General features: G+C 68.5%; 30 protein-coding genes and 1 tRNA gene. 13 read left to right on the forward strand and 18 right to left on the reverse strand.

Going from position 1 to position 24,559, the window contains the following annotated elements; all coding sequences use genetic code 11:
* Window positions 1-192 precede the first annotated feature (192 nt).
* Window positions 193-507, reverse strand: coding sequence for a hypothetical protein (locus VI123_RS11505; protein ID WP_336338185.1), 315 nt, complete (start codon window positions 505-507; stop codon window positions 193-195).
* A 360-nt stretch (window positions 508-867) separates the two neighbouring features.
* On the opposite strand from VI123_RS11505, the gene dinB reads away from it, so the two are divergent.
* Entirely contained in the window at window positions 868-2,208 is a 1,341-nt protein-coding gene (gene dinB, locus VI123_RS11510; protein ID WP_336338186.1) for a DNA polymerase IV, read from the forward strand.
* A gap of 3 nt (window positions 2,209-2,211) precedes the next feature.
* Here dinB and VI123_RS11515 read toward each other — a convergent pair whose 3' ends face one another.
* Entirely contained in the window at window positions 2,212-2,559 is a 348-nt protein-coding gene (locus VI123_RS11515) for a hypothetical protein (RefSeq protein ID WP_336338187.1), read from the reverse strand.
* 140 nt (window positions 2,560-2,699) lie between these two features.
* Between VI123_RS11515 and VI123_RS11520 the strand changes: the two genes are divergently transcribed.
* On the forward strand, window positions 2,700-4,529 hold the full coding sequence (locus VI123_RS11520; protein WP_336338188.1) for an ATP-binding protein: 1,830 nt from the start codon (window positions 2,700-2,702) through the stop codon (window positions 4,527-4,529).
* A gap of 20 nt (window positions 4,530-4,549) precedes the next feature.
* On the opposite strand, the gene tpiA is transcribed toward VI123_RS11520, so the two are convergent.
* Window positions 4,550-5,197 (reverse strand): triose-phosphate isomerase, encoded by a 648-nt coding sequence (gene tpiA, locus VI123_RS11525; RefSeq protein WP_336338189.1) that lies wholly within the window; start codon window positions 5,195-5,197, stop codon window positions 4,550-4,552.
* A 124-nt stretch (window positions 5,198-5,321) separates the two neighbouring features.
* On the opposite strand from tpiA, the gene VI123_RS11530 reads away from it, so the two are divergent.
* The gene (locus VI123_RS11530; RefSeq protein ID WP_336338190.1) at window positions 5,322-5,882 is read left to right on the forward strand and encodes a response regulator; all 561 of its coding nucleotides are present in this window, start codon (window positions 5,322-5,324) and stop codon (window positions 5,880-5,882) included.
* Between the two features lies 1 nt (window position 5,883).
* Here the strand turns inward: VI123_RS11530 and VI123_RS11535 are convergent, their stop codons facing one another.
* The 4 genes from VI123_RS11535 to hisC are packed head-to-tail and all read right to left on the reverse strand — an operon-like array spanning window position 5,884 to window position 8,647.
* The gene (locus VI123_RS11535; protein WP_336338191.1) at window positions 5,884-6,414 is read right to left on the reverse strand and encodes a multiprotein bridging factor aMBF1; all 531 of its coding nucleotides are present in this window, start codon (window positions 6,412-6,414) and stop codon (window positions 5,884-5,886) included.
* Between the two features lie 42 nt (window positions 6,415-6,456).
* Window positions 6,457-7,065, reverse strand: a complete 609-nt coding sequence (locus tag VI123_RS11540) for a CDP-alcohol phosphatidyltransferase family protein (RefSeq protein WP_336338192.1) — start codon at window positions 7,063-7,065, stop codon at window positions 6,457-6,459.
* Window positions 7,062-7,568 carry an adenylate kinase family protein gene (locus tag VI123_RS11545; protein ID WP_336338193.1) on the reverse strand — a complete coding sequence of 169 codons (507 nt, stop codon included), beginning with the start codon at window positions 7,566-7,568 and terminating at the stop codon, window positions 7,062-7,064. Before VI123_RS11545 ends, VI123_RS11540 begins: the two co-directional genes overlap by 4 nt.
* On the reverse strand, window positions 7,565-8,647 hold the full coding sequence (hisC, locus tag VI123_RS11550) for a histidinol-phosphate transaminase (protein ID WP_336338194.1): 1,083 nt from the start codon (window positions 8,645-8,647) through the stop codon (window positions 7,565-7,567). Before hisC ends, VI123_RS11545 begins: the two co-directional genes overlap by 4 nt.
* A gap of 228 nt (window positions 8,648-8,875) precedes the next feature.
* Between hisC and VI123_RS11555 the strand changes: the two genes are divergently transcribed.
* The 3 genes from VI123_RS11555 to VI123_RS11565 all read left to right on the forward strand — a co-directional run bounded on the left by VI123_RS11555 (window position 8,876) and on the right by VI123_RS11565 (window position 10,727).
* A complete protein-coding gene (locus tag VI123_RS11555) occupies window positions 8,876-9,574 on the forward strand; it encodes a chemotaxis protein CheC (protein ID WP_336338195.1) in 699 nt (232 codons plus the stop codon).
* 48 nt (window positions 9,575-9,622) lie between these two features.
* Window positions 9,623-10,075 carry a transporter gene (locus tag VI123_RS11560; protein ID WP_336338196.1) on the forward strand — a complete coding sequence of 151 codons (453 nt, stop codon included), beginning with the start codon at window positions 9,623-9,625 and terminating at the stop codon, window positions 10,073-10,075.
* A gap of 73 nt (window positions 10,076-10,148) precedes the next feature.
* Window positions 10,149-10,727 carry a metal-dependent hydrolase gene (locus tag VI123_RS11565; protein WP_336338197.1) on the forward strand — a complete coding sequence of 193 codons (579 nt, stop codon included), beginning with the start codon at window positions 10,149-10,151 and terminating at the stop codon, window positions 10,725-10,727.
* On the opposite strand, the gene VI123_RS11570 is transcribed toward VI123_RS11565, so the two are convergent.
* The 3 genes from VI123_RS11570 to VI123_RS11580 all read right to left on the reverse strand — a co-directional run bounded on the left by VI123_RS11570 (window position 10,724) and on the right by VI123_RS11580 (window position 12,939).
* A complete protein-coding gene (locus VI123_RS11570; protein WP_336338198.1) occupies window positions 10,724-12,355 on the reverse strand; it encodes a GMC family oxidoreductase in 1,632 nt (543 codons plus the stop codon). The two genes, VI123_RS11565 and VI123_RS11570, sit on opposite strands and share 4 nt — an antisense overlap.
* A 200-nt stretch (window positions 12,356-12,555) precedes the next feature.
* Window positions 12,556-12,629 (reverse strand) — tRNA-Arg (locus tag VI123_RS11575).
* Window positions 12,630-12,705: 76 nt separating this feature from the next.
* Window positions 12,706-12,939, reverse strand: coding sequence for a twin-arginine translocase TatA/TatE family subunit (locus VI123_RS11580; RefSeq protein WP_336338273.1), 234 nt, complete (start codon window positions 12,937-12,939; stop codon window positions 12,706-12,708).
* A 571-nt stretch (window positions 12,940-13,510) separates the two neighbouring features.
* Here VI123_RS11580 and VI123_RS11585 point away from each other — a divergent pair.
* The 4 genes from VI123_RS11585 to VI123_RS11600 all read left to right on the forward strand — a co-directional run bounded on the left by VI123_RS11585 (window position 13,511) and on the right by VI123_RS11600 (window position 15,599).
* On the forward strand, window positions 13,511-13,756 hold the full coding sequence (locus VI123_RS11585) for a hypothetical protein (protein ID WP_336338199.1): 246 nt from the start codon (window positions 13,511-13,513) through the stop codon (window positions 13,754-13,756).
* A gap of 60 nt (window positions 13,757-13,816) precedes the next feature.
* Window positions 13,817-14,284 (forward strand): peroxiredoxin, encoded by a 468-nt coding sequence (locus VI123_RS11590; RefSeq protein ID WP_336338200.1) that lies wholly within the window; start codon window positions 13,817-13,819, stop codon window positions 14,282-14,284.
* Window positions 14,285-14,325: 41 nt separating this feature from the next.
* The gene (locus VI123_RS11595) at window positions 14,326-15,138 is read left to right on the forward strand and encodes an HD domain-containing protein (RefSeq protein ID WP_336338201.1); all 813 of its coding nucleotides are present in this window, start codon (window positions 14,326-14,328) and stop codon (window positions 15,136-15,138) included.
* A 62-nt stretch (window positions 15,139-15,200) separates the two neighbouring features.
* A complete protein-coding gene (locus VI123_RS11600) occupies window positions 15,201-15,599 on the forward strand; it encodes a hypothetical protein (protein ID WP_336338274.1) in 399 nt (132 codons plus the stop codon).
* 59 nt (window positions 15,600-15,658) lie between these two features.
* Here VI123_RS11600 and VI123_RS11605 read toward each other — a convergent pair whose 3' ends face one another.
* Window positions 15,659-15,799 carry a hypothetical protein gene (locus VI123_RS11605; RefSeq protein ID WP_336338202.1) on the reverse strand — a complete coding sequence of 47 codons (141 nt, stop codon included), beginning with the start codon at window positions 15,797-15,799 and terminating at the stop codon, window positions 15,659-15,661.
* 129 nt (window positions 15,800-15,928) lie between these two features.
* Entirely contained in the window at window positions 15,929-16,063 is a 135-nt protein-coding gene (locus VI123_RS11610; protein WP_336338203.1) for a hypothetical protein, read from the reverse strand.
* A 219-nt stretch (window positions 16,064-16,282) separates the two neighbouring features.
* Here VI123_RS11610 and VI123_RS11615 point away from each other — a divergent pair, with 219 nt between their 5' ends.
* On the forward strand, window positions 16,283-17,536 hold the full coding sequence (locus VI123_RS11615; protein ID WP_336338204.1) for an alanyl-tRNA editing protein: 1,254 nt from the start codon (window positions 16,283-16,285) through the stop codon (window positions 17,534-17,536).
* Between the two features lie 2 nt (window positions 17,537-17,538).
* Here VI123_RS11615 and VI123_RS11620 read toward each other — a convergent pair whose 3' ends face one another.
* The 4 genes from VI123_RS11620 to VI123_RS11635 are packed head-to-tail and all read right to left on the reverse strand — an operon-like array spanning window position 17,539 to window position 21,500.
* A complete protein-coding gene (locus VI123_RS11620; protein ID WP_336338205.1) occupies window positions 17,539-18,462 on the reverse strand; it encodes a DMT family transporter in 924 nt (307 codons plus the stop codon).
* Between the two features lie 6 nt (window positions 18,463-18,468).
* Window positions 18,469-19,278, reverse strand: a complete 810-nt coding sequence (surE, locus tag VI123_RS11625; RefSeq protein WP_336338206.1) for a 5'/3'-nucleotidase SurE — start codon at window positions 19,276-19,278, stop codon at window positions 18,469-18,471.
* Between the two features lie 36 nt (window positions 19,279-19,314).
* Window positions 19,315-20,769 (reverse strand): small ribosomal subunit Rsm22 family protein, encoded by a 1,455-nt coding sequence (locus tag VI123_RS11630; RefSeq protein ID WP_336338207.1) that lies wholly within the window; start codon window positions 20,767-20,769, stop codon window positions 19,315-19,317.
* Complete coding sequence (locus tag VI123_RS11635; protein WP_336338208.1) at window positions 20,766-21,500, reverse strand: prephenate dehydrogenase; 735 nt, start codon at window positions 21,498-21,500, stop codon at window positions 20,766-20,768. Before VI123_RS11635 ends, VI123_RS11630 begins: the two co-directional genes overlap by 4 nt.
* A gap of 162 nt (window positions 21,501-21,662) precedes the next feature.
* On the opposite strand from VI123_RS11635, the gene VI123_RS11640 reads away from it, so the two are divergent.
* Window positions 21,663-22,436, forward strand: coding sequence for a fumarylacetoacetate hydrolase family protein (locus VI123_RS11640; RefSeq protein WP_336338209.1), 774 nt, complete (start codon window positions 21,663-21,665; stop codon window positions 22,434-22,436).
* Window positions 22,437-22,455: 19 nt separating this feature from the next.
* Here the strand turns inward: VI123_RS11640 and VI123_RS11645 are convergent, their stop codons facing one another.
* On the reverse strand, window positions 22,456-23,322 hold the full coding sequence (locus tag VI123_RS11645) for a halocyanin domain-containing protein (protein WP_336338210.1): 867 nt from the start codon (window positions 23,320-23,322) through the stop codon (window positions 22,456-22,458).
* Window positions 23,323-23,546: 224 nt separating this feature from the next.
* On the opposite strand from VI123_RS11645, the gene VI123_RS11650 reads away from it, so the two are divergent.
* Complete coding sequence (locus tag VI123_RS11650; RefSeq protein WP_336338211.1) at window positions 23,547-23,909, forward strand: winged helix-turn-helix domain-containing protein; 363 nt, start codon at window positions 23,547-23,549, stop codon at window positions 23,907-23,909.
* Between the two features lie 77 nt (window positions 23,910-23,986).
* Here the strand turns inward: VI123_RS11650 and VI123_RS11655 are convergent, their stop codons facing one another.
* Window positions 23,987-24,529: a halocyanin domain-containing protein gene (locus VI123_RS11655; protein WP_336338212.1), complete on the reverse strand. Its 543-nt coding sequence runs from the start codon at window positions 24,527-24,529 to the stop codon at window positions 23,987-23,989.
* Window positions 24,530-24,559: the final 30 nt, after the last annotated feature.

The raw sequence follows: 24,559 nt of genomic DNA on the forward strand, positions 1-24,559 counted from the left end.
TCCCGGCCGCCGCATTTCTCGACGCGAGCGACTCCGCCATCGGTGAGATATTTGTACGACGGACAGCCCAGCGACGGTGGGGTTCCCGGTCGGAGGCACGTCCCGGCCGCTCCATTCGGCGGTCGTCAGTGGCGACCAGCCGAGACGGTGACACCCCTCAGGGTCCGCTGAGTTGGCCTCGCTGCGCCGGTCTCACTCCGGTTCGACGGTCGCTTCCTCGAACTCCGCCCAGTCGTCGCCAAGCCACTCCTGCAGGCGCTCGGTGACGCCGGCGAAGTCCTGGCCGTCCTCGAAGGATTCGACGACGACCCAGCCGTCGCCGTCGCGGTCGTAGCCGAGGCTGTACCCCCGGTCTCCGTCGATGATGACGACGAACGCGGCCACCACGTCGAGGTCGGGGAAGAACCCGACCGGCGCGAACCCGTAGTCGTCGTGCTGGGCTTCGAGGGCCGAAATCTCGCTCGTCGAGAGCGGTCTGTCCGGGAGCGACTCCGTCAGTTCCGTCATTACCTCGCAGTCGTAGGGAGAGGACCGAAAGCGTTTCGAGCGGACCCGAGCCGCGGAACGCACCAGTCGACGATACCGCCTGCCAACATTGAAGTGCCTCCATGACCATTGTTAGCATGGAGCTTCCGACGCTCCCGGCGGGAACGACCGTCGTACCATCCGGGATTGGCATCGGCGGACGACCACCGCCGGTGGAGCGTGGCCACTCCACCGGCACCGCATCGTTCCGAAACCACGGCGTACAGCGTATCTGACACCCCACCCCCACCCCACCACTTTCCAGGCTCCCGTTTTCGGCCGTTTCCGTCACACCAGCCATCGGCCCGGTGGTGTTTTCTGCCAGTACGCGTAGCCTCGGGTATGGACGCCGCGCGGCTCCCCGGGACCAGCAGCCCCGAGCGGATAGTCGCGCACGTGGACATGGACTGCTTCTACGCCGCCTGCGAACAGCGGCGGGAGCCGGCGCTCAGGGACGAACCGCTCGTCGTGGGCATGGGCTACGAGAGCGGCGCGACCCACGGGGCCGTCGCGACGGCGAGCTACGAGGCGCGGGCCTACGGCGTCGAGTCGGCGATGGCCATCTCGGAGGCCCTGGAGCGGCTCCCCCGGAAGGTCGATGCGGTCGAGGACCCGGACCTGGCTGTCGAGGACGCGGGGTTTTACCGCCCCGTCGACATGGACTTCTACGAGTCCGTCGCCGCGGACGTCCGGGAGATACTCCACGCCGAGGCGGACGTAGTGCGGGAAGTGAGCATCGACGAGGCGTACCTGGACGTCACCGACCGGGTCTCCTGGGAGACCGTCGACTCGTGGGCGCGTGACCTGAAAGACGCCGTCGAGTCGGCGGTCGGCGTGGTGGCGAGCGTCGGCGTCGCCCCGACGATGAGCGCCGCGAAGGTGGCGAGCGACCGCGACAAGCCCGACGGGCTGGTCGTCGTCGAACCGGGGGCCGTCCGGGAGTTCTTCGCCGACTTGCCCGTCGAGGACGTCCACGGCGTCGGCCCGGTCACTGCCAGCGAACTCGGCGCACTGGACATCCAGACTGCGGGCGACCTGGCAGCCGCCGACCCGGAACTGCTGGCCGAGCGCTTCGGCGAGCGCGGCCGCGAGATACGCCGCTACGCCCGTGGCGAGGACGAGCGGTCGGTCACGCCGAAAGGCGACCCCAAGAGCCTCTCGCGGGAGTCGGCGTTCACCGAGGCGACGACCGACTCCGAGGCCAAGTGCCGGCAGGTCCGCACCCTCGCCGACGCCGTCGCCGACCGCGCCCGGCGGAAGGGCGCGCGCTACCAGACCATCGGCATCAAGGTCGTGACGCCGCCGTTCGACGTGAACACCCGCGCCCGCTCGCTCCCCGGCCCGGTCGAGGAGGCCGACCTGGTCAGACGCGTCGCGCTCGACCTGCTCGGGGAGTTCGACGACGACCCGGTCCGGAAGGTCGGCGTCCGGGTCTCGAACTTGGACTTCTCGGCCGGCGAGCAGGCGAACTTGGACGGGTTCGGCCGCGGGGCCGCCGAGGAGTCGGCCGGTGGCTCCGGCGACTCGGAGCCGGCGGCAGAACACGACGATAGCCAGGTCGGGCTCGGGACCTTCGCTGACGACGACGAGGACACCGAGAGCGCCGGAAAACCGGCGGACGAGGAAGCGGACGGGGCACACGCACCGCTCCCGCCCGGTCAGACGACGCTCGCGGACTTCTGAGCGTCAGGCGACGCCGTGTTCCAGGTTCTCCAGCAGTTTCCCGACGAACAGCCCGGCTCGCGGCGAGATGGTGTCGTCGGCCGGGACCTCCGTCGGGTGTGCGGCCAGCGTGTCGACGAACCGACGGCTGTGTGTCATCGCGTGCAGCATGTCGACCACGTCTACCACCAGCCCCTCGTCGCTCGTGTCCATGCCGGCGTAGCGCTCCTTCTCCGCGTCGGAGTAGGAGATGGTCCAGGCCGGGCCACCGGCGGCCGCGACGATGTCGTCCAGCGGTGCCACTTCCAGGGGCCCGTCGGCACTCCCGACGTACACGATTCCGTCCTCGACGAACGTCTCGTATCTGTCCATGGACAGCCCCACCCGACGAGTGTGTGAATGCGTGCCACCACAATAGCCGTTACCCTCCCCCGCCGCGAACCTGTTCCACAGTTGATGCGCGTCTGACGGAGAGTTATGGGGTGCGAGCGTCTCCGTTCCCACAGTAACGCATGGCCGAGACCGAACAGATAACCGTCGCGACGACGAGCGCGGGGCCGGGTGGGGCCGGGGAACCGGGGGAGAGCGTCGATTTGCCGGTCGTCGAACTGCTGACCGGCCGCGGGTTCGTCACCGGCAAGAGCGGGTCCGGGAAGTCGAATACGGCGAGCGTCATCGCCGAGAAGCTCCTTGACAACGGCTTCGGCCTGCTCGTCGTCGACATCGACGGCGAGTACTACGGCCTGAAAGAGGAGTACGAGATACTCCACGTCGGCGGCGACGAGGAGTGTGACATCCAGGTCACGGAGGACCACGCCGGCAAGATAGCCTCGCTGGCGCTGGAACAGAACGTCCCCATCATCCTGGACATCTCGTCGTTTCTCGACGAGGAGGAGGCCGAAACGCTGCTGACAGAGGTCGCGAAGCAACTGTTCGCCAAGGCCAAGAAGCAGAAACAGCCGTTCCTGATGCTCGTCGAGGAGTGCCACGAGTGGATGCCCGAGAAGGGGTCGATGGGCGAGGTCGGGAAGATGCTCATCAAAATCGGGAAGCGCGGCCGCAAGCACGGGCTGGGCATCGTCGGCATCAGCCAGCGCCCCGCCGACGTCAAAAAGGACTACATCACCCAGTGTGACTGGCTCGTCTGGCACCGGCTGACCTGGAACAACGACACGAAGGTCGTCGGGCGCATCCTCGACAGCCAGTACGCCGACGCCGTCGAGGACCTGGACGACGGCGAGGCGTTCATGATGAACGACTGGGCCGAGCAGGTCCGCCGGGTGCAGTTCCACCGCAAGCAGACCTTCGACGCCGGCGCGACCCCCGGCCTCGACGACTTCGAGCGCCCGGAGCTGAAATCCGTCAGCGACGACCTCGTCTCCGAACTGGAGACGATAAGCGAGGAGCAACAGGAGACGGAGAACCGCGTCAAGGAACTCCGCGAGGAACTGGACAAGAAGAACTCCCGCATCGCCGAACTGGAGGCGGAACTGCAGGACGCCCGCGACCTCTCTCGGATGGCCGAGCAGTTCACCGAGGCGATGCTGGACCAGGCCGAGGACTACAACCCCGGCCGGACGGAGCAGGGGAAGATGCGCCGCAAGCGCGAACGCTTCGCCGACGCGCCGGAGGCAGACGGTGAGCCAGCGGCCGACGACGAACAGCCCCCGGAACCGGATGAGACGGCCGACGCGACGTCCGGCGGCGGGTTCGGCGACGCGTTCAGCGCCTTCGCCGAGAACGGGGCCGCGATGAACGGCGGGGGCGGCGGCGAGGCGGCCAGCGGCAGTGCAAGCGACGGTGCGACGACGAACGGCCACGCGCCGGACGCCGACGTCGCGGCCGACGGGGCCAGCGCGGACGACGGCGTGGCGGCCGTGTCGGTCGACGGGCACGCGGACGCCGCCGCCGACGACGAGGCGATTCGCGCGGCCATCGCCGACGCCGTCGACGCCGAACAGGCGGGTTCGGGGGACGACGCTGCTGCCGACGATGAAGCGGCGGACTCGGACGGTCCCGCTGTCTACGCCGACCTGCGGGCCGACATCGCGGAGTTCGAACGGAAGACCCGCCGGATGCTCGCGTACTACCACGAGCAGGGGCCCGGGACGCCGCTGAACGCCCACTTCTCGGCCGGCGGCTCCGGCGACCGGACGGCGGCCTACGCGCGAAACAGGGAGCTCCGGCTCCGCGGGCTGGTCGAGCACGTCGGCCGCGGGAAGTACGATGCCCGGCTGGCGGCGCTGGTCCGGGAGGAGAGCGACCGCCGGCTCGACGACGACGAGGTGGCGTCGGCCGTCTCACGGCTCGAAGCCGCGTTCGCCGACGCCGATAGCGCCTGAATGTCCGGAAAAACTTCTGGTTACAGCAGCGGTTCGACGAGGTCTTCCAGCGCCGCGCGCGGGTCGTCAGCCTTGGCGACGCCGCTGGCCAGCAGGACGCCGCTCGCGCCGAGGTCGCTCGCGGAGACGAGGTCCTCGCCGGTCGAGATGCCCGCGCCACAGAGGACGTCCACGTCGCCGTTGACGCGAGCGGCAGCGTCGACAGCGCCGGTCACGATGTCCGGGTCGGCCTTGCTGACGGGCGTGCCGGTTCCGATGAGTTCGGGCGGCTCGACGGCGACGCCGTCGGGGTCGAGCGCGGCGGCCGCGCCGATCTGGGCCGGGTTGTTCGCACAGACGATGGTCTCCAGGTCCGCTCGGTCGGCCGCGTCGAGCGCGCCGTCGATGTCGGCGAGCTTGAGGCGGTTCTCCGAGTGGTTCAGCAGCGTCCCGACGGCCCCGGCGTCGGCGGCGGCCTCGGCGAGTGTGCTGCCGGTGTGGCTACCGTGTTCGACGGCGCTTACGTGCTGGGCCCACGTCTCGACGCCGGTCTCGGCGACGGCGTCGATGTGGGCGGCCTGCGGGGCGACGGCGACGCGGACGCCGGCGTCGTCGCTCACGTCGGCGGCGGCGGTCGCCACTTCCACTGGGTCACACGGGTACGCCTTCAGATTGACAAGGACGAACATACGAAACGCACCGGTTGCTGTCGGGAAATAGGTTGCGAAGCCGCCGTTTGCCAGTCCCCGACACCCTGCCCTCGTGGGGAGACAATTATTACTGTCCGGGCGAGATACCCAAGGGAGACAAGCCGTGACAGCAGGGGATGACGACACACCGACCGTTCTGATAGTCGAGGACGAACAGCACTTGGCGGACCTGTACACCGACTATCTCTCCGGTCAGTACCACGTCCAGACGGCCTACAGTGGTGAGGAGGGCCTGGAGCTGCTGTCGCCCGACGTCGACGTGGTGCTGCTCGACCGCCGGATGCCGGTCGTCTCCGGCAACGAGGTGCTCGCACAGATAGAGGAGCGGGGGCTGCGCTGCCGCGTCGCGATGGTCACCGCCGTCGACCCCGACTTCGACATCATCGAGATGCGCGTCGACGACTACCTGGTCAAGCCCGTCACCCGCGACGACCTCCGGGAAGTCGTCGACCGACTGTACAAGATACGGGAGTACAACGAGCGCCTCCAGACGCTCACGTCGAAGAAGCTCAAGCGCAACGTCCTCCAGGTCGAGAAGACCCGCCGGGAGCTGGACGACAGCACGCGGTACCAGGAACTCGAAGCCGAAATCGAGACCATCTCGTCGGACGTCGAGTCACTCGCCGACGAACTCGACGTCGAGAAAGACGACCTCCAGCTGTGATCTAGTCCTTCCGCTTTACGACGTCGCCGAGGGTGTACTCGCCGTCGCTGCTGCCGCCGGACCACTCCGTCTCGTCGGCGCTGCCGCCGGCGCTCAGTGAGATGTCGAGCGCGCTTTCGAGCTTCCGCTGGACGTCGTCGCTGGGCAGGGAGTTGCCCTGTTCGAGCTTTCGAATCAGGCTCGCCTTCTCGTTGAGCTGTTTGGCGAGGTCCTCCTGGCTGAGTCCCTGTGCCTCCCGTCCCTCGCGGATGCGCTCGTGGTAATCCTGTGCGATTTCGTCCATCTCGTCGAACATGTCCCGGCGGCGGCCGCCGGACCCGCCACCGCCAGACGAACTCGACGTGGAGGACGAACTCGACGACGATGAGGAAGAAGACGACGTCGAGTACTTCGTCGACGTCGACGACGTCTCCTCCGTCTTGACCTCCGTGCCGAAGTCGGTACACTCGTCGCAGACGTCGAGTTCGGCCCCCTCGATTTTGACGCGGTTGGGAGATGAGACCTCCTTGCCGCACATCTCGCACTGAACCATACCGTCGGCTTGGACGGGCCGCGGTATAAATGGTGCGCTGGCCTAGTCGAGCCCGGCCATCGCGTGATAGAACCGCTGGGCGGCGGTGACGTGGCCGACGACGGCGAAGACGACCAGCAGCCAGCCGACCAGCGTCAGATCCGCCAGCGACGGCCGGACGAACGCCGCGACGCCCGTGACGACGCCCACCAGCGCGAGGCGGTCGGCTCGCCCGAGCAGGCCACCGTAGACGCGGTCGAGCCCGACCGCCTGGGCCTGTGTCCCGAGGTAGGAGGTCATCAGGACGCCGGTGACGGCGGCGATGCCGAGCGCCCACTGCCCGACACCGGCGGCGAGGCCGACGATGATGCCGATGTCGGCGTAGCGGTCGAGGACGTGGTCCAGCAGGTCCCCGCCCGAGGACGCGACGTTCAGTTCCCGGGCGAGCGCCCCGTCCACGAGGTCGAGCCAGCCGTTCAGGAAGACGAGAACGGCCCCGCCGAGATACAGCAGCGGTTCCCGCGCCGCGACGGCGTACACCCCGCCCGCACCGAGCGCAAGCAGGAAGGCGATGACGCTGACGCCGTTTGGCGAGAGGCCGGCCACCTTCGCGGCGCTGACGAACGGGCCGAGCGCGCGGTCGGCCAGCGGGCGGAACTTGTCCAGGGTCATAGCCAGTCGATGTAGGAGACGGTCCCCGCGCTGGGCTCGCGCTCACCGTCCACGACCGCCCGAATCTCGCTCGCTACCTCCTCGGGGGTCCTGTCCGTGGTCCCGATTTCGTACACCGACTCGACGCCGTGTTCCTCGACGGCTTCGCCCAGAATCACGTCGAGGGCCTCGGACTCGGCGTTCTCGTAGGCCTTCGCGTCGTCGTCGCCACGCTCGCGGAGGCGCTCGACGACGGTGTCGGGGTGCGCTCGCAGGACGACGACCCGGTCGGCCTCGAATTGGTGGGCGAGATGGGACTCGAACAGCACGTCATCGCGCCCGTCCAGCCACTCGGATAGCGCGTCGAGGTCGGCGACGAGGCTGCCGCGGTCCTCGTCGACGCCCGTCGAGAACCCCTCGTCCTTGATGACGTCGTTCAGGTGGCACACGTCGAGGTCAGTGTCGAGACGCTCCGTCGCCGTGGTCTTGCCCGTGCCAGGCGTCCCGGTGACGGCGACTCTCACGCCTCGACCACCTCGATGACCTCGTTCAGCACCGAGACGGCGCGCTCGGTGTCCTCGCGCGTGCCGCAGGTGATGCGGATACACTCCGGCAATCCGAACGACGAGCAGTCGCGGATGATGACGCCCCGCTCCTGTGCGGCGTTGGCGACGGCGGAGGCGTCACCCACCTCGGCGAGCACGAAGTTCCCCGCGCCGTCCCAGGTGTGGGCCGCGAGTTCGTCGTGGATGTGCTCGCGGGCCCACGACGCCGTCTCGACGGACCGCTCGACGTGGTCGTCGTCGTCGAGCGCCGCCAGCCCGGCCCGGCAGGCGAGTTCGCTGGCCGAGAAGGGCGTGTTGATGCGGGCGTAGGCGTCGGCCCAGTCCTCGGGAACGACCGCGTAGCCCAGTCGGACGCCCGCCAGCCCGTAGGCCTTCGAGAACGTCCGCAGGAGCGCCACGTCGTCGCGCTCGGCGAGCAGCGGGCGCTTGCTCGGCGTCTCGGTGAACTCCCCGTAGGCCTCGTCGACGACGACGAGGGTCTGCTCGTCGGTCTCCTCGGCGATGGTCCGGACCGCGTCGGTCGTGAACTCCGCGCCCGTGGGGTTGTGCGGGCTGGTGAGGTAGACGATTCGCTCGCCGTTGTAGTCTTTCAGGACTGTGTCGGCCGTCTGGGCGAAGTCGTCGGCCTTCGAGAGCGTGTACTCGTTGACTCCGCCGTGGTGGTAGCGGGCGCTCATCGCGTAATATGCGAAGCCCGGCGACGGGACGAGCACGTCCTGGCCGGGGTCGAGCATCGCGCGGGCGAGACAGTCCAGCGCGCCGTCGCCGCCGTTGCTCAGCCACACCTGCTCCGGCGTCACGTCCCACAGCCCCGCCAGTTCGTCGACGAGGTCGGCGTGGGAGGCCTTCGGGTAGGAGTGCATCCGCTCGGCCGCCCCGCGGATTGCCTCGACGGCCTTCGGGCTCGGCCCGTACATGTTCTCATTCGACGCCAGCTTCACCATGTCGTCCGGGTCGAGACCGAGTTCCCGGGCGACCTCCTCGATGCCGCGACCTGCCCGGTAGACAGTGTGAGCGGAGAGGTCCCGTGGTTCCATGGCTGTGCAAAACGGACGGGACGGCTTAAGCGTGCTCACATCGGGCGTGGGCGTCGTTCGGCGGCCGTTCTCGCACGGAAATCGGCCAGTCTCACCCGTCGCCGACGGGTGAGCCACTGACTGGCACGCTCCCCGTCGAAGTCCTGCTAGCCAGCGATAATGAGCGTTACGGTGGGTCGCCTGGGGTCACCGAAAACGGTAACACACCATAGGTCCTGATAGCGTCCAATGCCGCTTCTCATCGATATTCGGAAGCTCACACTCATCACGCGGCTCATCCAGGACGGGGCCGAGCAGGTCGCCGACTCGCTTGCCACGCTGGCCGGCGTCGACGCAGCCGTCGAGATAAAGAGCCTCTCGTTCGTCCAGCCGGAGGACATCGCTACCGAGATGGGCCAGGGCACCATCTACAGCGCCCGCGTCCGGCTGACTGAGCCGCCCTACGGCGTGTTCCTGATGACATTCGAGACGGAGACGGCCGCCGAAATCGCCGAGCTGATGACCGGGTCCAGCGTCGACGACGGGTTCACGCAACTCCACGAGTCCGCGCTCCAGGAGATGTGCAACATCCTCACCTCGGGCTTTATCGACGGCATCGCGAACACGCTGGACGCGACCATCAACATGGGGACGCCGACGGTCGTCCAGGACGACGCGACCGAAATCGCCGACAAGGCCCTCTCGCACGTCCGCCGAGACTCCCTGACCATCGTCCTCGACTCGCTGGTCGACATCAAGGAGAGCGACGTGGCGTTCTCGCTCCGCATCTTCCTCATCCCCGACCCCGGCTCGTTCGTCCACCTCATCGACCAGTTGGACTACGACACGGACCGCGAGACGCACATCTCGGCCGATACCGACGCGGTCAGGGAGATGGACATGTCCGGTGACGCGGACGCCCTCGACGCTTTCGACACCTCCGAGTGACCGCGTCGAACCCACGACGTTGAAGGGGGTCGCGTCCAACCGCCGCATATGAGTGTCGTAAACGCGGCTGTCTTCGGGGTCCACCTGATATTCGCCGCGCTGTGGGCTGGCACCGTGTTGTTCATGACCTACGCCGTCCTCCCGACGGCGCTGAACGGCGACTCGTCGCCGGGGCCGCTATCGGCGATTACCGGGAAGCTCCGGACCGTTTCCCGGACGAGCGCCCTGCTCCTGTTTCTGACCGGCGGCCATCTGGCGGCGACCCGCTACACCGCCGAGTCGCTGACGGGGACCGGTCGGGGCCACCTCGTCATCACGATGATAGTCCTGTGGTTCGTCCTGGCCGGCCTCGTCGAAGTCGGTGCGTCGAAGCTCAGCGAGGGCTTCGACCAGCAGAAGGTCCGCGAACCGGCCCGGAACGCGCGCCCGTTCCTGCTCGGGGCGTCCGCCGTCGCAATCCTGCTCCTGCTCGACGCCGGCGCGATTCTCGGCCTGTACTGAACGCCGACCGTTTCGGGCGTCACACTGGCGGGTAACAGCAGATACAAACCGCTGTCCTGCATATCGGAACCCAATGTGGCCGTGGGGACACCTCGCCGTCGCCTATCTCGTCTACGTCGGCTACGCCCGCTCTGACCCGAGCCGTCGCCAAACCGCGGGGACGCTGACGGCGCTGGCCGTCGGGTCGCAGTTCCCGGACCTGATTGACAAACCGCTCGCCTGGACGCTCGGCGTCCTGCCGTCGGGGCGGTCCCTCGCCCACTCGCTGTTCACCCTCCTCCTGCTCGCCGTGGTCCTGCACCGCGTCGCCGCGTGGTATCGCCGAACGGACCTCTCGGTTGCGTTCACTCTCGGCGCGTTCGAGCACACGCTGACGGACATGAGCCCGACGGCGGTGGCCGGGCTACTCGGCGGCGACCTGACGCAGGTCCAGTGGCTCCGGTTCCTGGTCTGGCCACTCCGGCCACCGCCGCCATACGCCAACGATACCTCCTTCGTCGAGCAGTTCGCGTCGCTCTCCGTCGAGCCGTACGTCCTGTTCCAGTTCGGGCTGTTCGGCCTCGCCGTCGCCGTGTGGCTCGTCCAGGGCGCGCCCGGACTCCGGTCGGTCACTCGGCGAAGCAAGGCTTTGGTCGCGGCGGTTTCCGACTAGAGCCGCTCGGACACGTGGTCGGCGCACTTCAGCGCGAGCGCGGCGATGGTCAGCGTCGGGTTCATCGACCCGGCGGTGACGAACACCGACGAGGACGCGATAGCGAGGTTCGCCACGTCGTGGGTCCGTAGCTGTGGGTTCACGACGCTCTCTTCGGGGTCTGTCCCCATCCGCGTCGTCCCCATGTGGTGGTACGCCGGGCCGGTGTTTTCCGGCCCGACCGTCCAGGAGACGTCGACGCCGAGCTCGTCCAGAATCGCGTGCTGAATCTCGTTCGCCCGCGAGAGCGACCGCTCCAGCCGGTCGCCCCACGACCACTGGACGTCCGGCACCGGGTTCCCGTGGTCGTCCGTCGTCGAGGCGTCCAGCGTCACGCGGTTCCCCTTCCGCGGCGGCTGGCCGACCAGCCCGCCCATGGCGATGCTGTTGCCGTAGGCGTCCCGGAGGCTCGACAGCAGGGTGTCGCCCCACTCCTCGCCGGAGAGGGCGAGTTCGACCGGCGACGGGCCGGCGTAGTTCAGGAACTCCAGTTTCAGCGGCGACAGCGCCCCGTCGGCGGCCGCGACCAGCGTCTCGCCGTCCGCGACCCGCTCGACCGCCTGACCGGGGTCGTCGTAGAACTGGTGGCACTCGCTCGTGAGGAAGCCGACGTGGTTCTGGCGCGTCTCGCGGTCGAGCGTGCCGCCGGCCCCGGCAAACAGGTGGTCCATGAAGTAGTGGCCGACCAGCCCGGACCCGTTCGCCAGCCCCTCGGGATGGTTCTCGGTCGCCGACAGCAGGAGGAGCCGCGGCGTCTCGACGCCGCCCGCCGCGACGACGAACTCGCGGGCCGTCTGGCGGTGTTCGGTCCCGTCTGGCGTCGCGTACACGGCCGCCTCGACGCGGCCGCCGCTGTCGGTTTCCAGGCGCTGGACCGGCACGCGGTCGAGGACTCTGGCCCCCTCGGCTTCGGCGTCCTCGATGTGGACGCTTGCGTCGTATTTCGCCCCCGAGGGACAGACCGGCTGGCAGGTCCCGTAGCCGACGCAGGGCCCCCGGCCGTCGTAGGGCTCTGAATTGCGGGCGTTGGGGACGGAGTGCATCGTGATGCCCAGCCGCTCGCAGGCCTCGGCGAACAGCGAGTCGCTGTACGACGGCGGGAATCCGGGCAGAGGATACGCGCCGTCCCGCGGCGGCGCGAAGGGGTTGTCCGCGTCGCCGGCGACCCCCAGCGCCCGCTCGGCGTCGGCGTAGTACGGCCGCAGGTCGTCGTAACCGATGGGCCACGCGGGGTCGTCGGTGTCGTGGCTCCCGTCGAAATCCGACGGGTGCAGCCGCATCACCATCCCCTGCCAGTGCAGCGTCGACCCGCCGACGCCTTTCACCCGGGCGACGTTCAGCGGGTAGTACTGCTCGCCGCTCGCGCTGAAGGCGTCGCGGTCGCCGCCCATCCCCCAGACGGAGCCGTGGTCGCCGGGGCGAATCGCCGCCTCCATCTGCTCGTCGCGCCGCTCCCTGTCGAACCGCGGCCCGGCCTCCAGCACGACCACGCGCTGCCCCTCGCTGGCGAGTCGGCTCGCGACGAGTGCGCCTGCCGGGCCGGCACCGACGACGCACACGTCCGCCCGGTCGGACGGCTCCCGGTCCATCTCAGCAGGAGTTAGGCAAGCCTAAACTTATACGTTGGCATCTCAAGTGCTGTGCGTGACCTTCCTGATTAGAATCCACTCACGCCGGTTCGCTCACTTCGGTCGCTGCACGGGCGTGGCGGGAGTGAGCAAACGCTGAGCGTTTGCGAGCTACGCCACGGCCGCGAGTGTGTTTCGAGCGGACGCGAGAAACCACGAAGCGGGCGTGGCGGGATTCGAACCCGCGTTCTAGGGGTTAGGAACCCCTCGCCCTGGTCCACTAGGCCACACGCCCTATCGGGTGGTCGCTTGAGCGGTGAAAAGCCCTTTCGTTATCACTACGGGACGCTGAAAACGGAGAAGTGGCCGGGTTACGTCTCGGTCTCTTTCGTCGTCTCGGTTGCCTCGGTCGTGTCGACGGCGTCGCTCCCCTCGGAAGCACCGCCATCGCGCATCTCTTCGAGTTCCTGCTCGACTTCCTCGCGCCCCTTCTGGAACTCGCCCATGGCTTCGCCGGTCGACCGCGCCAGTTTCGGAATCTTGTTCGCCCCGAACAGCAGGACGGCGATGAGGAGGATGACCATCATCTCCGTCGTCCCGGGCATCCCCGGGAACAGTACTCCGGATGTCCCTAACATTGTGTCCGAAGGTTACGTGGTTGCTATTATAACCTTTTTGCTCAGGAGGGTCCTGCAGGCGACTCACCACCGTCAGTCTACACCGGCATCGTAGCGACCCCGCCATCGCGTTCTGGCGGAGCACGAGAGGCGAGAGCGCCGAGCAACCGTCCGGAACGGATGCGAGACACAGGCCCCTCTGGGTGGCGGTGGAACGGCCCCGCCGGGAACCGACGGCGGGGCCCGGTGGGGGATGTGGGCGAATCGGGGTGGACCGGAAGCGGCGAGACCAGACACCGCGTCTCCGGCATCGTCGGCGCGGTAGGCACGTCAACAGGTGGACCGCGACATGTCCACGGAACCAGGTGGTGGCTGTGGGGGTTGTGGTGACACGATGTCCGTGGCCATGTCTGCGTGCGTGGTCTGTTCGGGTGCGGGTGTGTGCCCGCATCCGCGACGACACGGGACTGTTAGTTTATTATCCGTCGGTTAAACCGCCGTTTACCGGCGGTGTGTACCCCCCGACCTATAACTGCCGTCGGGCGCTTGGGGACACCGGATGCCGGCCGACAGTCACACGATGGAAGTCAGGAGCGGGCAGGAGGTAACGATTCGACCGATAAAACCCGTCGGCGAGGACGTCGTTCGGGTCGACGTGGAGGCCGACGGCGTGTGGCGACTCGACGTCACGCGGGAGGGCGAAATCGCGGACGTCGTCACGACCCGGGACGCGGACGGGACGCTCGCGGACCGCGAACTGCCGGAGTGGATAGACGAGGTCACGGCGAAGTTCGCGCAGTTCTGACAGCCGCCGAACTCGTCCGGGTCGGAAAGGGTTTTACCTGCCACGACCCAGGTCGCCACTATGGTATCAGTCGGCGACGTTGCGCCCGATTTCACGGCACCGATAGCAAACGGCGACATCGACGAGGTAACGTTGTCCGAGGCCGTCGCGGACGGCCCCGTCGTCCTCGCGTTCTTCCCGGGGGCGTTCACCAGCGTCTGCAGCCACGAGATGAACACGTTCCAGGACCGACTGGACGAACTCACCGAGGCGGGGGCAACGCTGTACGGCGTCAGCATCGACACGCCGTTCTCACAGAACGCGTTCCGCGACGAACTGGGGCTGGAGTTCGACCTCGTCAGTGACTCCGGACGCGAGATAGTCGACGCCTACGACATCTCGATGGACTTCGAGGCCCTCGGCGTCCCGAACGTCGCCAAGCGGGCCGTCTTCGTCGTCGACGAGGACCTGGAAGTCACGTACGCCTGGGTCAGCGACGACCCCGGCGTCGAACCGGACTACGACGAGGTCATCGACGCCGCCACCTGAGCGGTGGGGGATTTTTCGCGGTGGACCGTCTGGGTAGTCGTATGAGCGTCGACAGAGACGACACCAGCGGCCGTATCTACGACCCCGAGGCGGACCACGCGTTCCCTGACGGACGGCTGAACGCCGTTCTCGACACCGTCACGACCGACGAGGAGATTCAGGCGTACCTCGACGCACAGAACATCAATCCCGTCGCCCGCAAGCGGTACAACGACCACGGCGCGAAACACATCGACATCGTCCGGAACCGGGCGCTGTGCCTGTACGACCTCCTCAAGCAGGGGGGCGTCGAGTTCAACGGCGCGGCCGACCACGGCCTCGACGAGGCGGACGAGGCCGTCATCATCGCGCTGGCGACGACGCTACACGACATCGGGCACGTCGTCCACCGCGATTCGCACCCGTACTACTCGATTCCGCTGGCGGCCGACATCCTCGACGACGTCCTGCCGGAGTTCTACGATGTCCGCCGGGCGGTCCAGGTAAAGGGGGAGGTGCTCCACGCGATTCTCTGTCACCACACCGAGGAGACGCCCCTGACCCTGGAGGCCGGCGTCGTTCGCGTCGCCGACGCCCTGGACATGGAGCGTGGCCGCTCCCGGATTCCGTACAAGCGCGGCGGCCGCGGCATCGACACCGTCTCCAGCCAGGCCATCGAGACGGTGACGCTGACCACGGGCGAGGACTACCCCGTCCTCGTCGAGATTGCGATGAACAACGCGGCCGGCGTCTATCAGGTCGACAATCTCCTGAAGGCCAAGCTCAGGGACTCGGGCCTGGAGGAACACGTCCGCATCGTCGCGCTCAACACCCGGGAGGACGGCAACCAGATAGTCGAGCGAATCGAACTCTGAGCCCGACCGACACAACGGTTTTGTACCGTGCTTCCCTAGCTTTGCGTATGAGTCTCACACCCATGGATGAGCCACGGGGTGTCCGGTGTCGGACGGCCGACGGCGACGTGCCGCCCCCCTCGTTGCTGGCACGGGCCAGACACCGGGTGCGCTCAGCCATCGAGACCACTTCGCTCGGGGAGCGATGCCTCCAGTGGCTCGACACGCGTGGTCGAGACAAGCCACAGTCGAAGGTCCACACCGACGGGTTCGCCGACGACGTGGTCGTGCCCCCCGAGTGCCCGTCGGTCGGTGACCTCCCGACGCGGTCACGACCGTTCACCTACCCGACGCGGAACCACGCGGAGACCAACACGGTCGACCTCATCGCTATCGAGTCCGGCGACCGGCTGACGGTGACACATCCCGACAACGCGGAGGCGAAGATTTCCTCGGACGTGTGGGAGCCCGTCGAGCAGTAGGCCTCGGTACTCCTTCGCTACTCGCTGTCCGACCAGCCGACGAGTCGCGACCGGCGGGGTCAGAAATCGTACTGCGCGATGTTGCCGGAGCCACAGGCCGGACAGGTGGCGTCGTCCGTCTCGATGGTGGTTCCACAGCGCCGACACTCGAGGTGCGACCGCTGTCGACTCCCCACGACACGGCGTAACCGCTCAATCATACTGTTCGACAGGAGGCCGGGGGTCATATAGCCGGGCAATTCGCGGTGAAAGTGAAAACCGCAAGACTGGACGGGCTTTCCGGCGGCCTCGTCAGCCGAGCGTCAGACGCCGCGGTCCCGCCCGACGGGCTATTCGCTACTGGCGCGGCTGTCCTCCCGGTCCCGCTTGCCGGACGCGTACAGGAGCGCCACGAACAGTCCGACCGCGAGCAGCCACCCCACTGCGAGCCAGAGCACCATCGACAGGACCCCACTCCCGAACATGGGCGACACGTGCCCTCGCCGGGCAGTTAAGTAGTGACTCCGTATCCGGGCCGAGCCAGCGTAACGCGGCGTCTTATCGCTCCTGCGGCGTCGTAAGTCAGTCCCTACGTCGGCCACTGTACCCGCGGGAACTACCGGACTGTCGGGCGACTGGTCCCGGCCGCTCGCTCGCCGAGTGACGCCCAGACGTTTTTGTCCGGGCCGCCGTAGCCACGCCCGATGACGGGAAGAGCTGCGGCCGAGCCCACTGTGACGACGTTCACGTCGACCGTTGACCGTGTTGAGGCAACCGACGTCGTGCTCTCGGAGACGTACTTTTACGCCGAGGGCGGCGGCCAGCCGGCCGACCGGGGCACACTCGGCGGCGTCGAAGTCGTCGACGTGCGACACCGGGACGGGGAAATCGTCCACGAACTGGCCGAACCGCCGACTTTCGAGCCGGGCGAGTCGGTCGAAGGCTCCGTCGACGCGGCGTTTCGGACCTACTGCATGCGCGCCCACACGGCCAGTCACGTCCTCTACGGCGCTGGCCGCCGGGTGTTAGCGGACCTCGGCTACGGCGGCTTCGACATCAGCGCGACAGTCCCGGACGAGGACGGCGACGACGACTTCGGCCCCGCTGTCGGCGGAAAAGTGCGAGTGGACTTCGAGACGACCACCGAAATCGACGACGGGACGCTCGCGGAACTCGAACGGCTGACCAACCGCGCTGTCTGGGAGTCCTACGACGTGACCTGGGAGCAAATCCCACGCGACGAGGCGCTGGGCCGCGACGACATCGCGTTCAACACCAAGACAGAGGAGGGAATCGAGGGCGAGACGGTCCGGGTCGTCACCATCGAGGACTGGGACGTGGCGGCCTGCGGCGGGACACACGTCGGGAACACGCGCGAAATCGGGCCGGTGGCGGTGCTTTCGCGGTCGAACCCCGGCGAGGGGCTGACCCGCGTCGAGTTCGCCGTCGGCCCGCGGGCGATTCGCCAGCGGGCGACCGAACACGAGCAGTCCAGGCGGGCCGCACGAGCGCTGGATACGAACGTCGCAGAACTCCCGGACGCTGTGACGGCCCTGCAGTCAGAGCGCGACGACCTCCGGGACACCGTGGCGACGCTCCGGGAGCGCCTCGTCGACGCCCGCGTCGCTGACCTGCGGGACGACGCCGTCGAGGCGGACGGACAGCGGTGGCTCGTCGGCACCGTCACCGGACTCGACGCGAACGGGCTGGCCGACCGGGCCGAGCGCGCCGTCGGCGACGCCGTCGACGTGGCCGCGCTGGTGGCCGACGACGGGCAGTACGTGGGCGTTGCGACGACCGGCGACGTCGACGCCGGCGAGGTGGTCGACCGCGTGACCGCGGAGTTCGGCGGCGGTGGCGGCGGACGGCCGACCGTCGCACAGGGCGGCGGACTCGACGCCGACGGTGGCGACGTCGTCGCGTTCATCCGTGACACGGCGGCCGACGGCGGCGACTGACCTCAGTCCCCCCGCCCCGGCGTCCCGCCGAACCGCGCGAGTTCGTTCCGCAGCGCGTCCCGCTTCAACAGCCCGAACCCGACGAGGATACAGGCGAACCCGACGCCCGTGTAGACCGTCGGCGTCTCGCCGAGGAACAGCAGTCCGGTGGCGGCGGCGACGACCGGCGCGGCGTAGGAGACGAGGTTGATTTCGATGGGGCCGAGCCGCTCCAGCAGGTCGAAGTAGATGAGAAAGCCCAGCGCGCTGGCCACGACGACCAGATACAGCAGGGCCACCACGGCCTCGGCGGTCCACTGGACGTCGGCGACCGACTCGGAGGCACCGAGGCTCACGCCGTGCATGAGCGCCGCACCGAGCAGCATCGACCACGCCTCCATCGTCTCGATTTCCAGGTCGTCGTCGAACCGGCGGGTCAGCACGCTCCCGAGGGCGAATGACGCGGCCGCGAGAAATACCAGAAACAGCGACACGGTCCGTGGGTCGAGGAGGTTCCCCGGGTCGGGGTCGCTGAGGACGCCGACGCCGACGAAGCCGACGAGCAGGCCGACGGTGCCAAGCGCCGTGAGCCGCTCGTCCGGGAGGAACGCCCGCGCGAACCCGGTCGTGAGAATCGGCGAGAGGCTGACGACGATAGCGGCGGCGGCGCTCGTGGTCCCCTGCTCGCCGACGAACAGGAAGCTGTGGTACGCCGCAATCAGCAGCGAGCCGCCGATACCCACGACGACCCAGTCGGCGCGACTCCGGGGCACCCACTGGTCGGTGGCGTACACCGCGTAGCCGAGCATCACCAGTCCGGCGAGGTCGTACCGAAACGCCGCGAACAGTATCGGCGGGAAGTACTCCAGCCCGGCCTTGATGGCGGTGAAAGCGCTCCCCCAGGCGATAGCGAGCGCGACGAAGAGGACGGCGTTGCGGAACCGCATCGGCCGTCAGTCGGTCGCCTCGCCGTCGTCGTCCGGCTCGTATGTCTCCGCGATGGCGTCGAGTGCCTCGTGATGTTCCGTCGTGTGCGGGGCGGTCAGCGGCGAGACGCTGACCTTCCCGTCGACGACGGCGCGGCGGTCGGTCCCCTCGGGGTCGGGGATGTCGCCCTCGGCCATGTGTTCCCAGATGCGGTCGTGGAGGGTCACTGCGTCGCCCTCCCTGACCGCGTCCATCTCGTAGACCCGGGACGGTCGCGTGACGGCCATCTCCGCGTCGCCCCACTCGGCGACGGGGGCGTTGACGTTCAGGTAGTCACACTGCTCGAACACGCCGGCACCGACGGCGTGGTCGGCCAGGTAGGTCGTCGCCTTGACGGCCTCGCCGTAGCTGTCGCCGTTGGCCTCGATGTCGGCGAAGGCGGCGTCCTCGCGGACCGGGATGTACATCGAGACGGCCATCGCAGGCACGTCGAAGAAGGTGGCCTCGACGGCGGCGCTGACGGTGCCCGAGCGGCCGAGGACGTACGCGCCGAGGTTCGCCCCGCGGTTACAGCCCGCGACGACGAGGTCGGCGTCGGTGACGAGCGCTTCGAGCCCCGCCACGACGCAGTCCGAGGGGGTCCCCTCGACGGCGTAGCCGATGTCGTGCTCGTGGACGGTCACTTCGTGCGAGATGGCCCGGCCGACCGCGCTCTGGTCCTCCGCCGGGGCGACCGCGGTCACGTCGCCGACCGTCGAGAGCCCGTCGTACAGCGCGCGCAGACCGGCGCTCTCGATGCCGTCGTCGTTCGTCAGCAGAATCGTCGGCTCGTCCATACCCACCGTCGGGCCGTCCCCGAGAAAAGCCCACCGCTACCGGGCCCGGTCGACGACCGTCTCGCCGTCAACGACGACGTTGTAGGCCTCCTCGTCGTCGTTCCAGAGCACCAGGGCGTTCTCGAAGGACAGCAGGTCGCCGTAGTCGGCCGTCCGGAGGTCCTCGTTCAGTATCGACGGCTCCGTGAGGACGGCGAAGTGGTCGACTTTCTGGCTCCCGTCGCCAAGCAGGAACAGCGGGTTCGCGCCCTCCCGCTCGGCGAGGTCGTGGCTGAGTTTGACCCCGAGGAAGTTCACCCGGTCGGTGACGTAGTTCTCGGCGTCGGCCATCGGCGCGTGGATGCCCCGGTCCGGCGTCACGTCGTGCTTTCGCTTCCCGTCGGTGCGCAGGACGCTGTAGGCGAACTGTACGTCCGTGTTGACGAACTCGCCCGTGCCGCCACCGGCGTCGTCGAGGCGCTTTTGCATCGTCGGGACCGCGATGTCCGGCTTGCGGTCGAAGGACCACGACTCGCCGTCGGGCGATTGGTGTGGCCAGAGCCGCACCGTCGGCGCGTACACCGTCGCCGGGCCGCCGTCGGCCACCTCGCGCTCGACCGTTCGGAGCTGTATCGCCGTGTTGCGGTCGGCCGGGGCCAGCGCCAGTAGCGTCCCGTCGTCGGCGAGCGCCTCGACGTACCGGTAGAGCGTCGCCGCCGCGTCGTCGAGTTCGCTGAGGACGTTCGAGAAGACGACGAGGTCGTACCCGGTGTCGCCATCCCCGTCCCCAGTCCCACCACTGCCGTCGCCTCCGAACGGCGACGCCGGGTCGAACGCCTCCGCCGTCTCCCGGTGAATCTCCCAGCGGACGTTCCCGCCGCTGTCTTCCAGGAGGTGCTCTAGCACGTCCGCGGCGGCGCTGGGTTCGACAGCGTGGTAGTCGAGCAGGGCGTCGTCGGGGAGCAGGTCCCGCAGGGCCAGCGCCGGGCCGCCGACGCCGGCCCCCACGTCCAGCACCCGGAGCTGCGAGGGGAGCAGGCCGTCCGCGGCGAGGGCCGCGAGGACGTACTTCGCCACGGCGTAGTAGTCCGGCAGGTGATACACCGCGTAGCCAAGCGCCGTCAGTTCGTCGTACTCGACGGCCTGCCCGCGGAGATACCGCTCCTTGATGTCGCGGATGCGCTCGCGGAGTTGGTCGCCGCTCTCGCCGCTGTCCCACTCCAGCCCGCCCCACTCCGTCAGCAGGTCCAGCACCGCCTGCTCGTAGCGGTCGGGGAACCGCTCGACGCCGTGGAAGTCAACCGAAAGCCGTTTCTCGGGGGCCGGGACGAAGGTCCCGTCCTCGCGCTCGACGAGTCCGAGGTCGAACGCCTCCTCGCGGAGCACCTGCCGCACGACGGCGGGGTGGGGCTGGCCCTCGACGTACTCCTGTAGCTCCTCGGGGTCCAGCGGCCGGACGTTCCGGAGGTACTGGGCGTTCTCGCGTATCTGCCGGCGTGTGTCCTGGTTCATGAGAGTCGCTCGTACAGCTGTTCGAAGGTGTCCGCGTCGGCGTCGGCGAGTTCCCTGGCCGCGTCGGCCACGGCGTCCGCGCCGTCGAAGGCGTCCTGGATGTCGGCGTACACCCGCGGGTCGCCGCCGGTGACCTGCTCGACGAGGTCGAACAGGCCGGCCGAGACCGGCGTCTGGAACCGGTCGGGCACGTCGTCGTCGACCATCGCGAACGCGAGCACGGCCACGTGGGCGCTGGCCTGGACCGTCTCCATGGCCTCGTCGTGTTCGGCCGCCGTCGTCTCGAAGCAGTTGTTCCCGGCCGCGGCGAGGGCGTCGACGACGGCCTCCGTCTCGGGACCCGGTGCGTCGGCGACGACGGCGACGTTGCCGGGCGCGTTCTCGGGGGCGAACAGCGGGTGGAGGCTCAGCCGCTGGCCGTCGGGCACGGCCTCGCGCATCGCCGCGATGGGGGCCGCCATGCTCCCGGTCACGTCGACGACCGCGCCCGTGGCGAGCGGCGCGAACTCGTCGATGGCCGCCCCGGCGACGGGCATCGGCACCGCGACACAGACCACGTCGAAGGTCTCGCTGGCGTCGTTTTCGACTGCGCGCCCGCCGACCGCGTCAGCGGCGGCTTCGGCGGCCGACTGGTCGACATCGGCGAAGGCGACGGACGCGTCGGCGCGGGTCCGGACTGTGCGCGCGAACCACCGGCCCATCGCGCCGGCACCGACGACGAGGACGTTCATCGGCCCAGCGTAGCCCGGCCCGTCTCAAAAGCCGTTCGGTCACACGCCCGACCGGCGGGGCACCGCACGTGACGATGCCCGGGTAGACAGCCGTCGAATCGCCCGCCGTGATACGGTTTCCCCTCCTAAACGCTTATCTGTCGGCCCTGAGAGAACGGTGACATGAAGCGCGTTCGATTCCGTGATACCGCGGGGAACGTCCGGGGGGGCCGCTGGACCGTCGAGGACGGCGAGCCCGTCGTCACCGCCGCCGCCGGACCGTACGGCCGTATCGCCTTCGGCGACGAGTCCTACGACCCCGACGAGGTGGACATCCTGCCGCCCTGCGAGCCGACGAAAGTCGTCTGCATCGGGCGAAACTACGCCGACCACGCCGAGGAGATGGACTCGGACCTTCCGGACCGGCCGATGCTGTTTCTCAAAGCGCCAAACGCCATCGCGTCCCACGGCAAGCACCTCACGCTGCCCTCGGGGAAAGAACGCATCGACTACGAGGCCGAACTCGGGGTCGTCATCGGCGAGCAGTGCAAGAACGTCAGCGAGTCCGGCGCGATGGACGTGGTCGCGGGCTACACCTGCGTCAACGACATCTCGAACCGCGACGACCAGCGCCAGGAACAGAACTGGGTCCGCGGGAAGGCCTTCGACAACGCCTGCCCCATCGGCCCGCTCGTCGCCACGCCCGAACACGTCCCCGAGGACGCCAGCATCGAACTCCGGCTCAACGGCGAGACGAAACAGTCCTCCTCCCGCGAGCACCTCATCTTCTCGGTCCCCGAACTCATCGCGGAGATAACCTCGTACATGACCCTAGAGCCCGGCGACGTCATCGCCACGGGCACGCCGGAAGGCGTCGGCCCGATGGAAGACGGTGACGAGGTCGAGGTCGAAATCGAAGGCGTCGGCACGCTCAAACACAGCGTCAAGATTCCGTAGGCCGACGACGCCCGCGGCGTTATTCTACGACGACCGCGCCCCGCATCCCGAGTCCCTCGTGTGGTTTACATGAGTACAGGTGGGTCCCGGACTCCTCGAAGGTGTGTTCGTACGCGCTGTCCCCCTCGGCGACGAGGTCGGAGTCAAGCGGCCCGTCACCCTTCGAGACGACGTTGTGCGGGCCGCCGTGGCCGGTCCAGTCCCACCGGACGGTCGTGCCGGCCGCGACTCGCAGTGCGGGCGGGTCGAACGCGAACCGGCCACCGTTGCCGTCCGCGCCGGTCGTGACCGTCACGGTGCTGGCGTCGGTGCGGTCGGCGATGGTGCCGTCGAAGTTACTCGACGCCACGAGCCACTCGTCGACCGCTTCGTTGCCCGAGGACGGCGGCTCTCTGACGAGAACTGCACCCTGCATGCCGTCCTCGCGGTGCGGTTCGGAGACGTAGCGGTACTCGCCGGGCTCCTCGAAGAAGTACCGGTACCCCGTCCCGGGCTGGGCGTTCGTCCGCCCGCTGTCGAAGGGGCCGTCGAGGGCGACCACGTTGTGCTGGCCGCCGTGGCCGGTCCAGTCCCACCGGACGAGCGTCCCCGGCGGGACCTCGATGACCGGCGGGTCGAAGGCCAGGCCGTCGTCCGTCTCTTCGCCGACCATCACCGTCGGCCGGGCGGCGGGGCCAAAGCGGGCAGGCTCGCCGTCGTAGCCGTTGGCGTCGTCGAGCCAGTCGTCGAGGGATTCCGGCGTCGGCTCGGGCGTCGCCGTCCCGGTCGCGGTTCCGCTGTCGGCGGCTGCGTCCGACCCCACGGCGGAGACACAGCCGGCGGTGGCGGCGAGTGCTGTCAACCCTGTGCTCGCGAGGAACTGTCTGCGGGTGGAGGGCAGTCGCATGGCACGCTAGCCGTTCTCACCCCGTGATACAAAAGGGGGTGTCTCCTTTCCAGATTCTGGAAACGAACGGTCGCCCTTTATCCGACGGTGGTTTATATACTGGACGGCATCCGGAGGCCGACGCTTGGGTATCGAAGGTCGTCGGTCATCCACAGGTTTCACGTCGCTGCCCCGTCATATCGGGACCGAACCGCCCGCAGAACCGCCCCCCTGAGAGGCTCCCCGTGGCACACAACGACGCGAGCGAGACGCAGGCCCTGTTCGACGCCCTCGCCGACCCTGACTGTCGTGACATCCTCAGGGTACTCGACGAGCCGCTGCCGGCGAAAGCGGTCGCCGCGGCCTGTGACCTGCCGCAGACGAGCACCTACCGGAAGCTCGAACAGTTGAGCGAAGCCGACCTGGTCGCCGAGGAGACGGACGTGCGCGCCGACGGGCACCACGCGACGGCGTACGTCCGGGACTGTGGCGGCGTGTTCGTCGGAGTCGACGAGGACGGTGCCTTCGACGTCGACGTTCTGCCGGCCGACGAGCGGCCCAGCGACCGGCTCGCGCTCCTGTGGTCACGCGTCAGCGAGGAACTGTGACTGGAGACGTGTCACTCGCCGTCGGGTTCGCTACCCGCCGCTCCGCACTGGGCGGAAAATAAACGCCACCGGCCGCGTTACTCGACGACGACCGCGCCGACCATCCCGAGCGCCCGGTGGGGCACGCAGTTGTAGAGGTAGGTCCCGCTCTCCTCGAACGTGTACTCGTAGGTGGTCCCTTCCTCCGCGACGGCCGACCCCGAGTCCAGCGGCCCCTCGCCCTCGGAGACGACGTTGTGGCCGGCCCCCTGGCCGGTCCACTCCCAGACGACCGTCGTTCCGGTCGAGACGTTAATCGCCGGCGGGTCGAAGGCGAACGCGCCGCCGTTGCCCTCGGCGCCGACGGCGACGGAGACCTCGTCTTGGTCGGTCAGCACGACCATGGAGCCGTCGAAGTTCGACGAGTCGCCGACGTAGTTCGCCACCTCTTCCGGCGCTTCGGCGGTCTCCATTCCACCGCCGCTCTCCGTCGTCTCGGCCTCGGTAGCTTCGGCGTCCCCGTCGCCGCCGTCGCTACTACCGCCATCGCCGCCGGACCCGCCACAGCCAGCGAGTAGTCCAGCGCCCGATACGGCCGCAGTAGTGCGGATGAACGTCCGCCTGTCGAGGTCGTCCAACATGCGTCCGAATTTACGACTGTGTACTTATAA

The sequence above is a fragment of the Haloarcula sp. DT43 genome (assembly GCF_037078405.1).
GTDB lineage: Archaea > Halobacteriota > Halobacteria > Halobacteriales > Haloarculaceae > Haloarcula > Haloarcula brevis.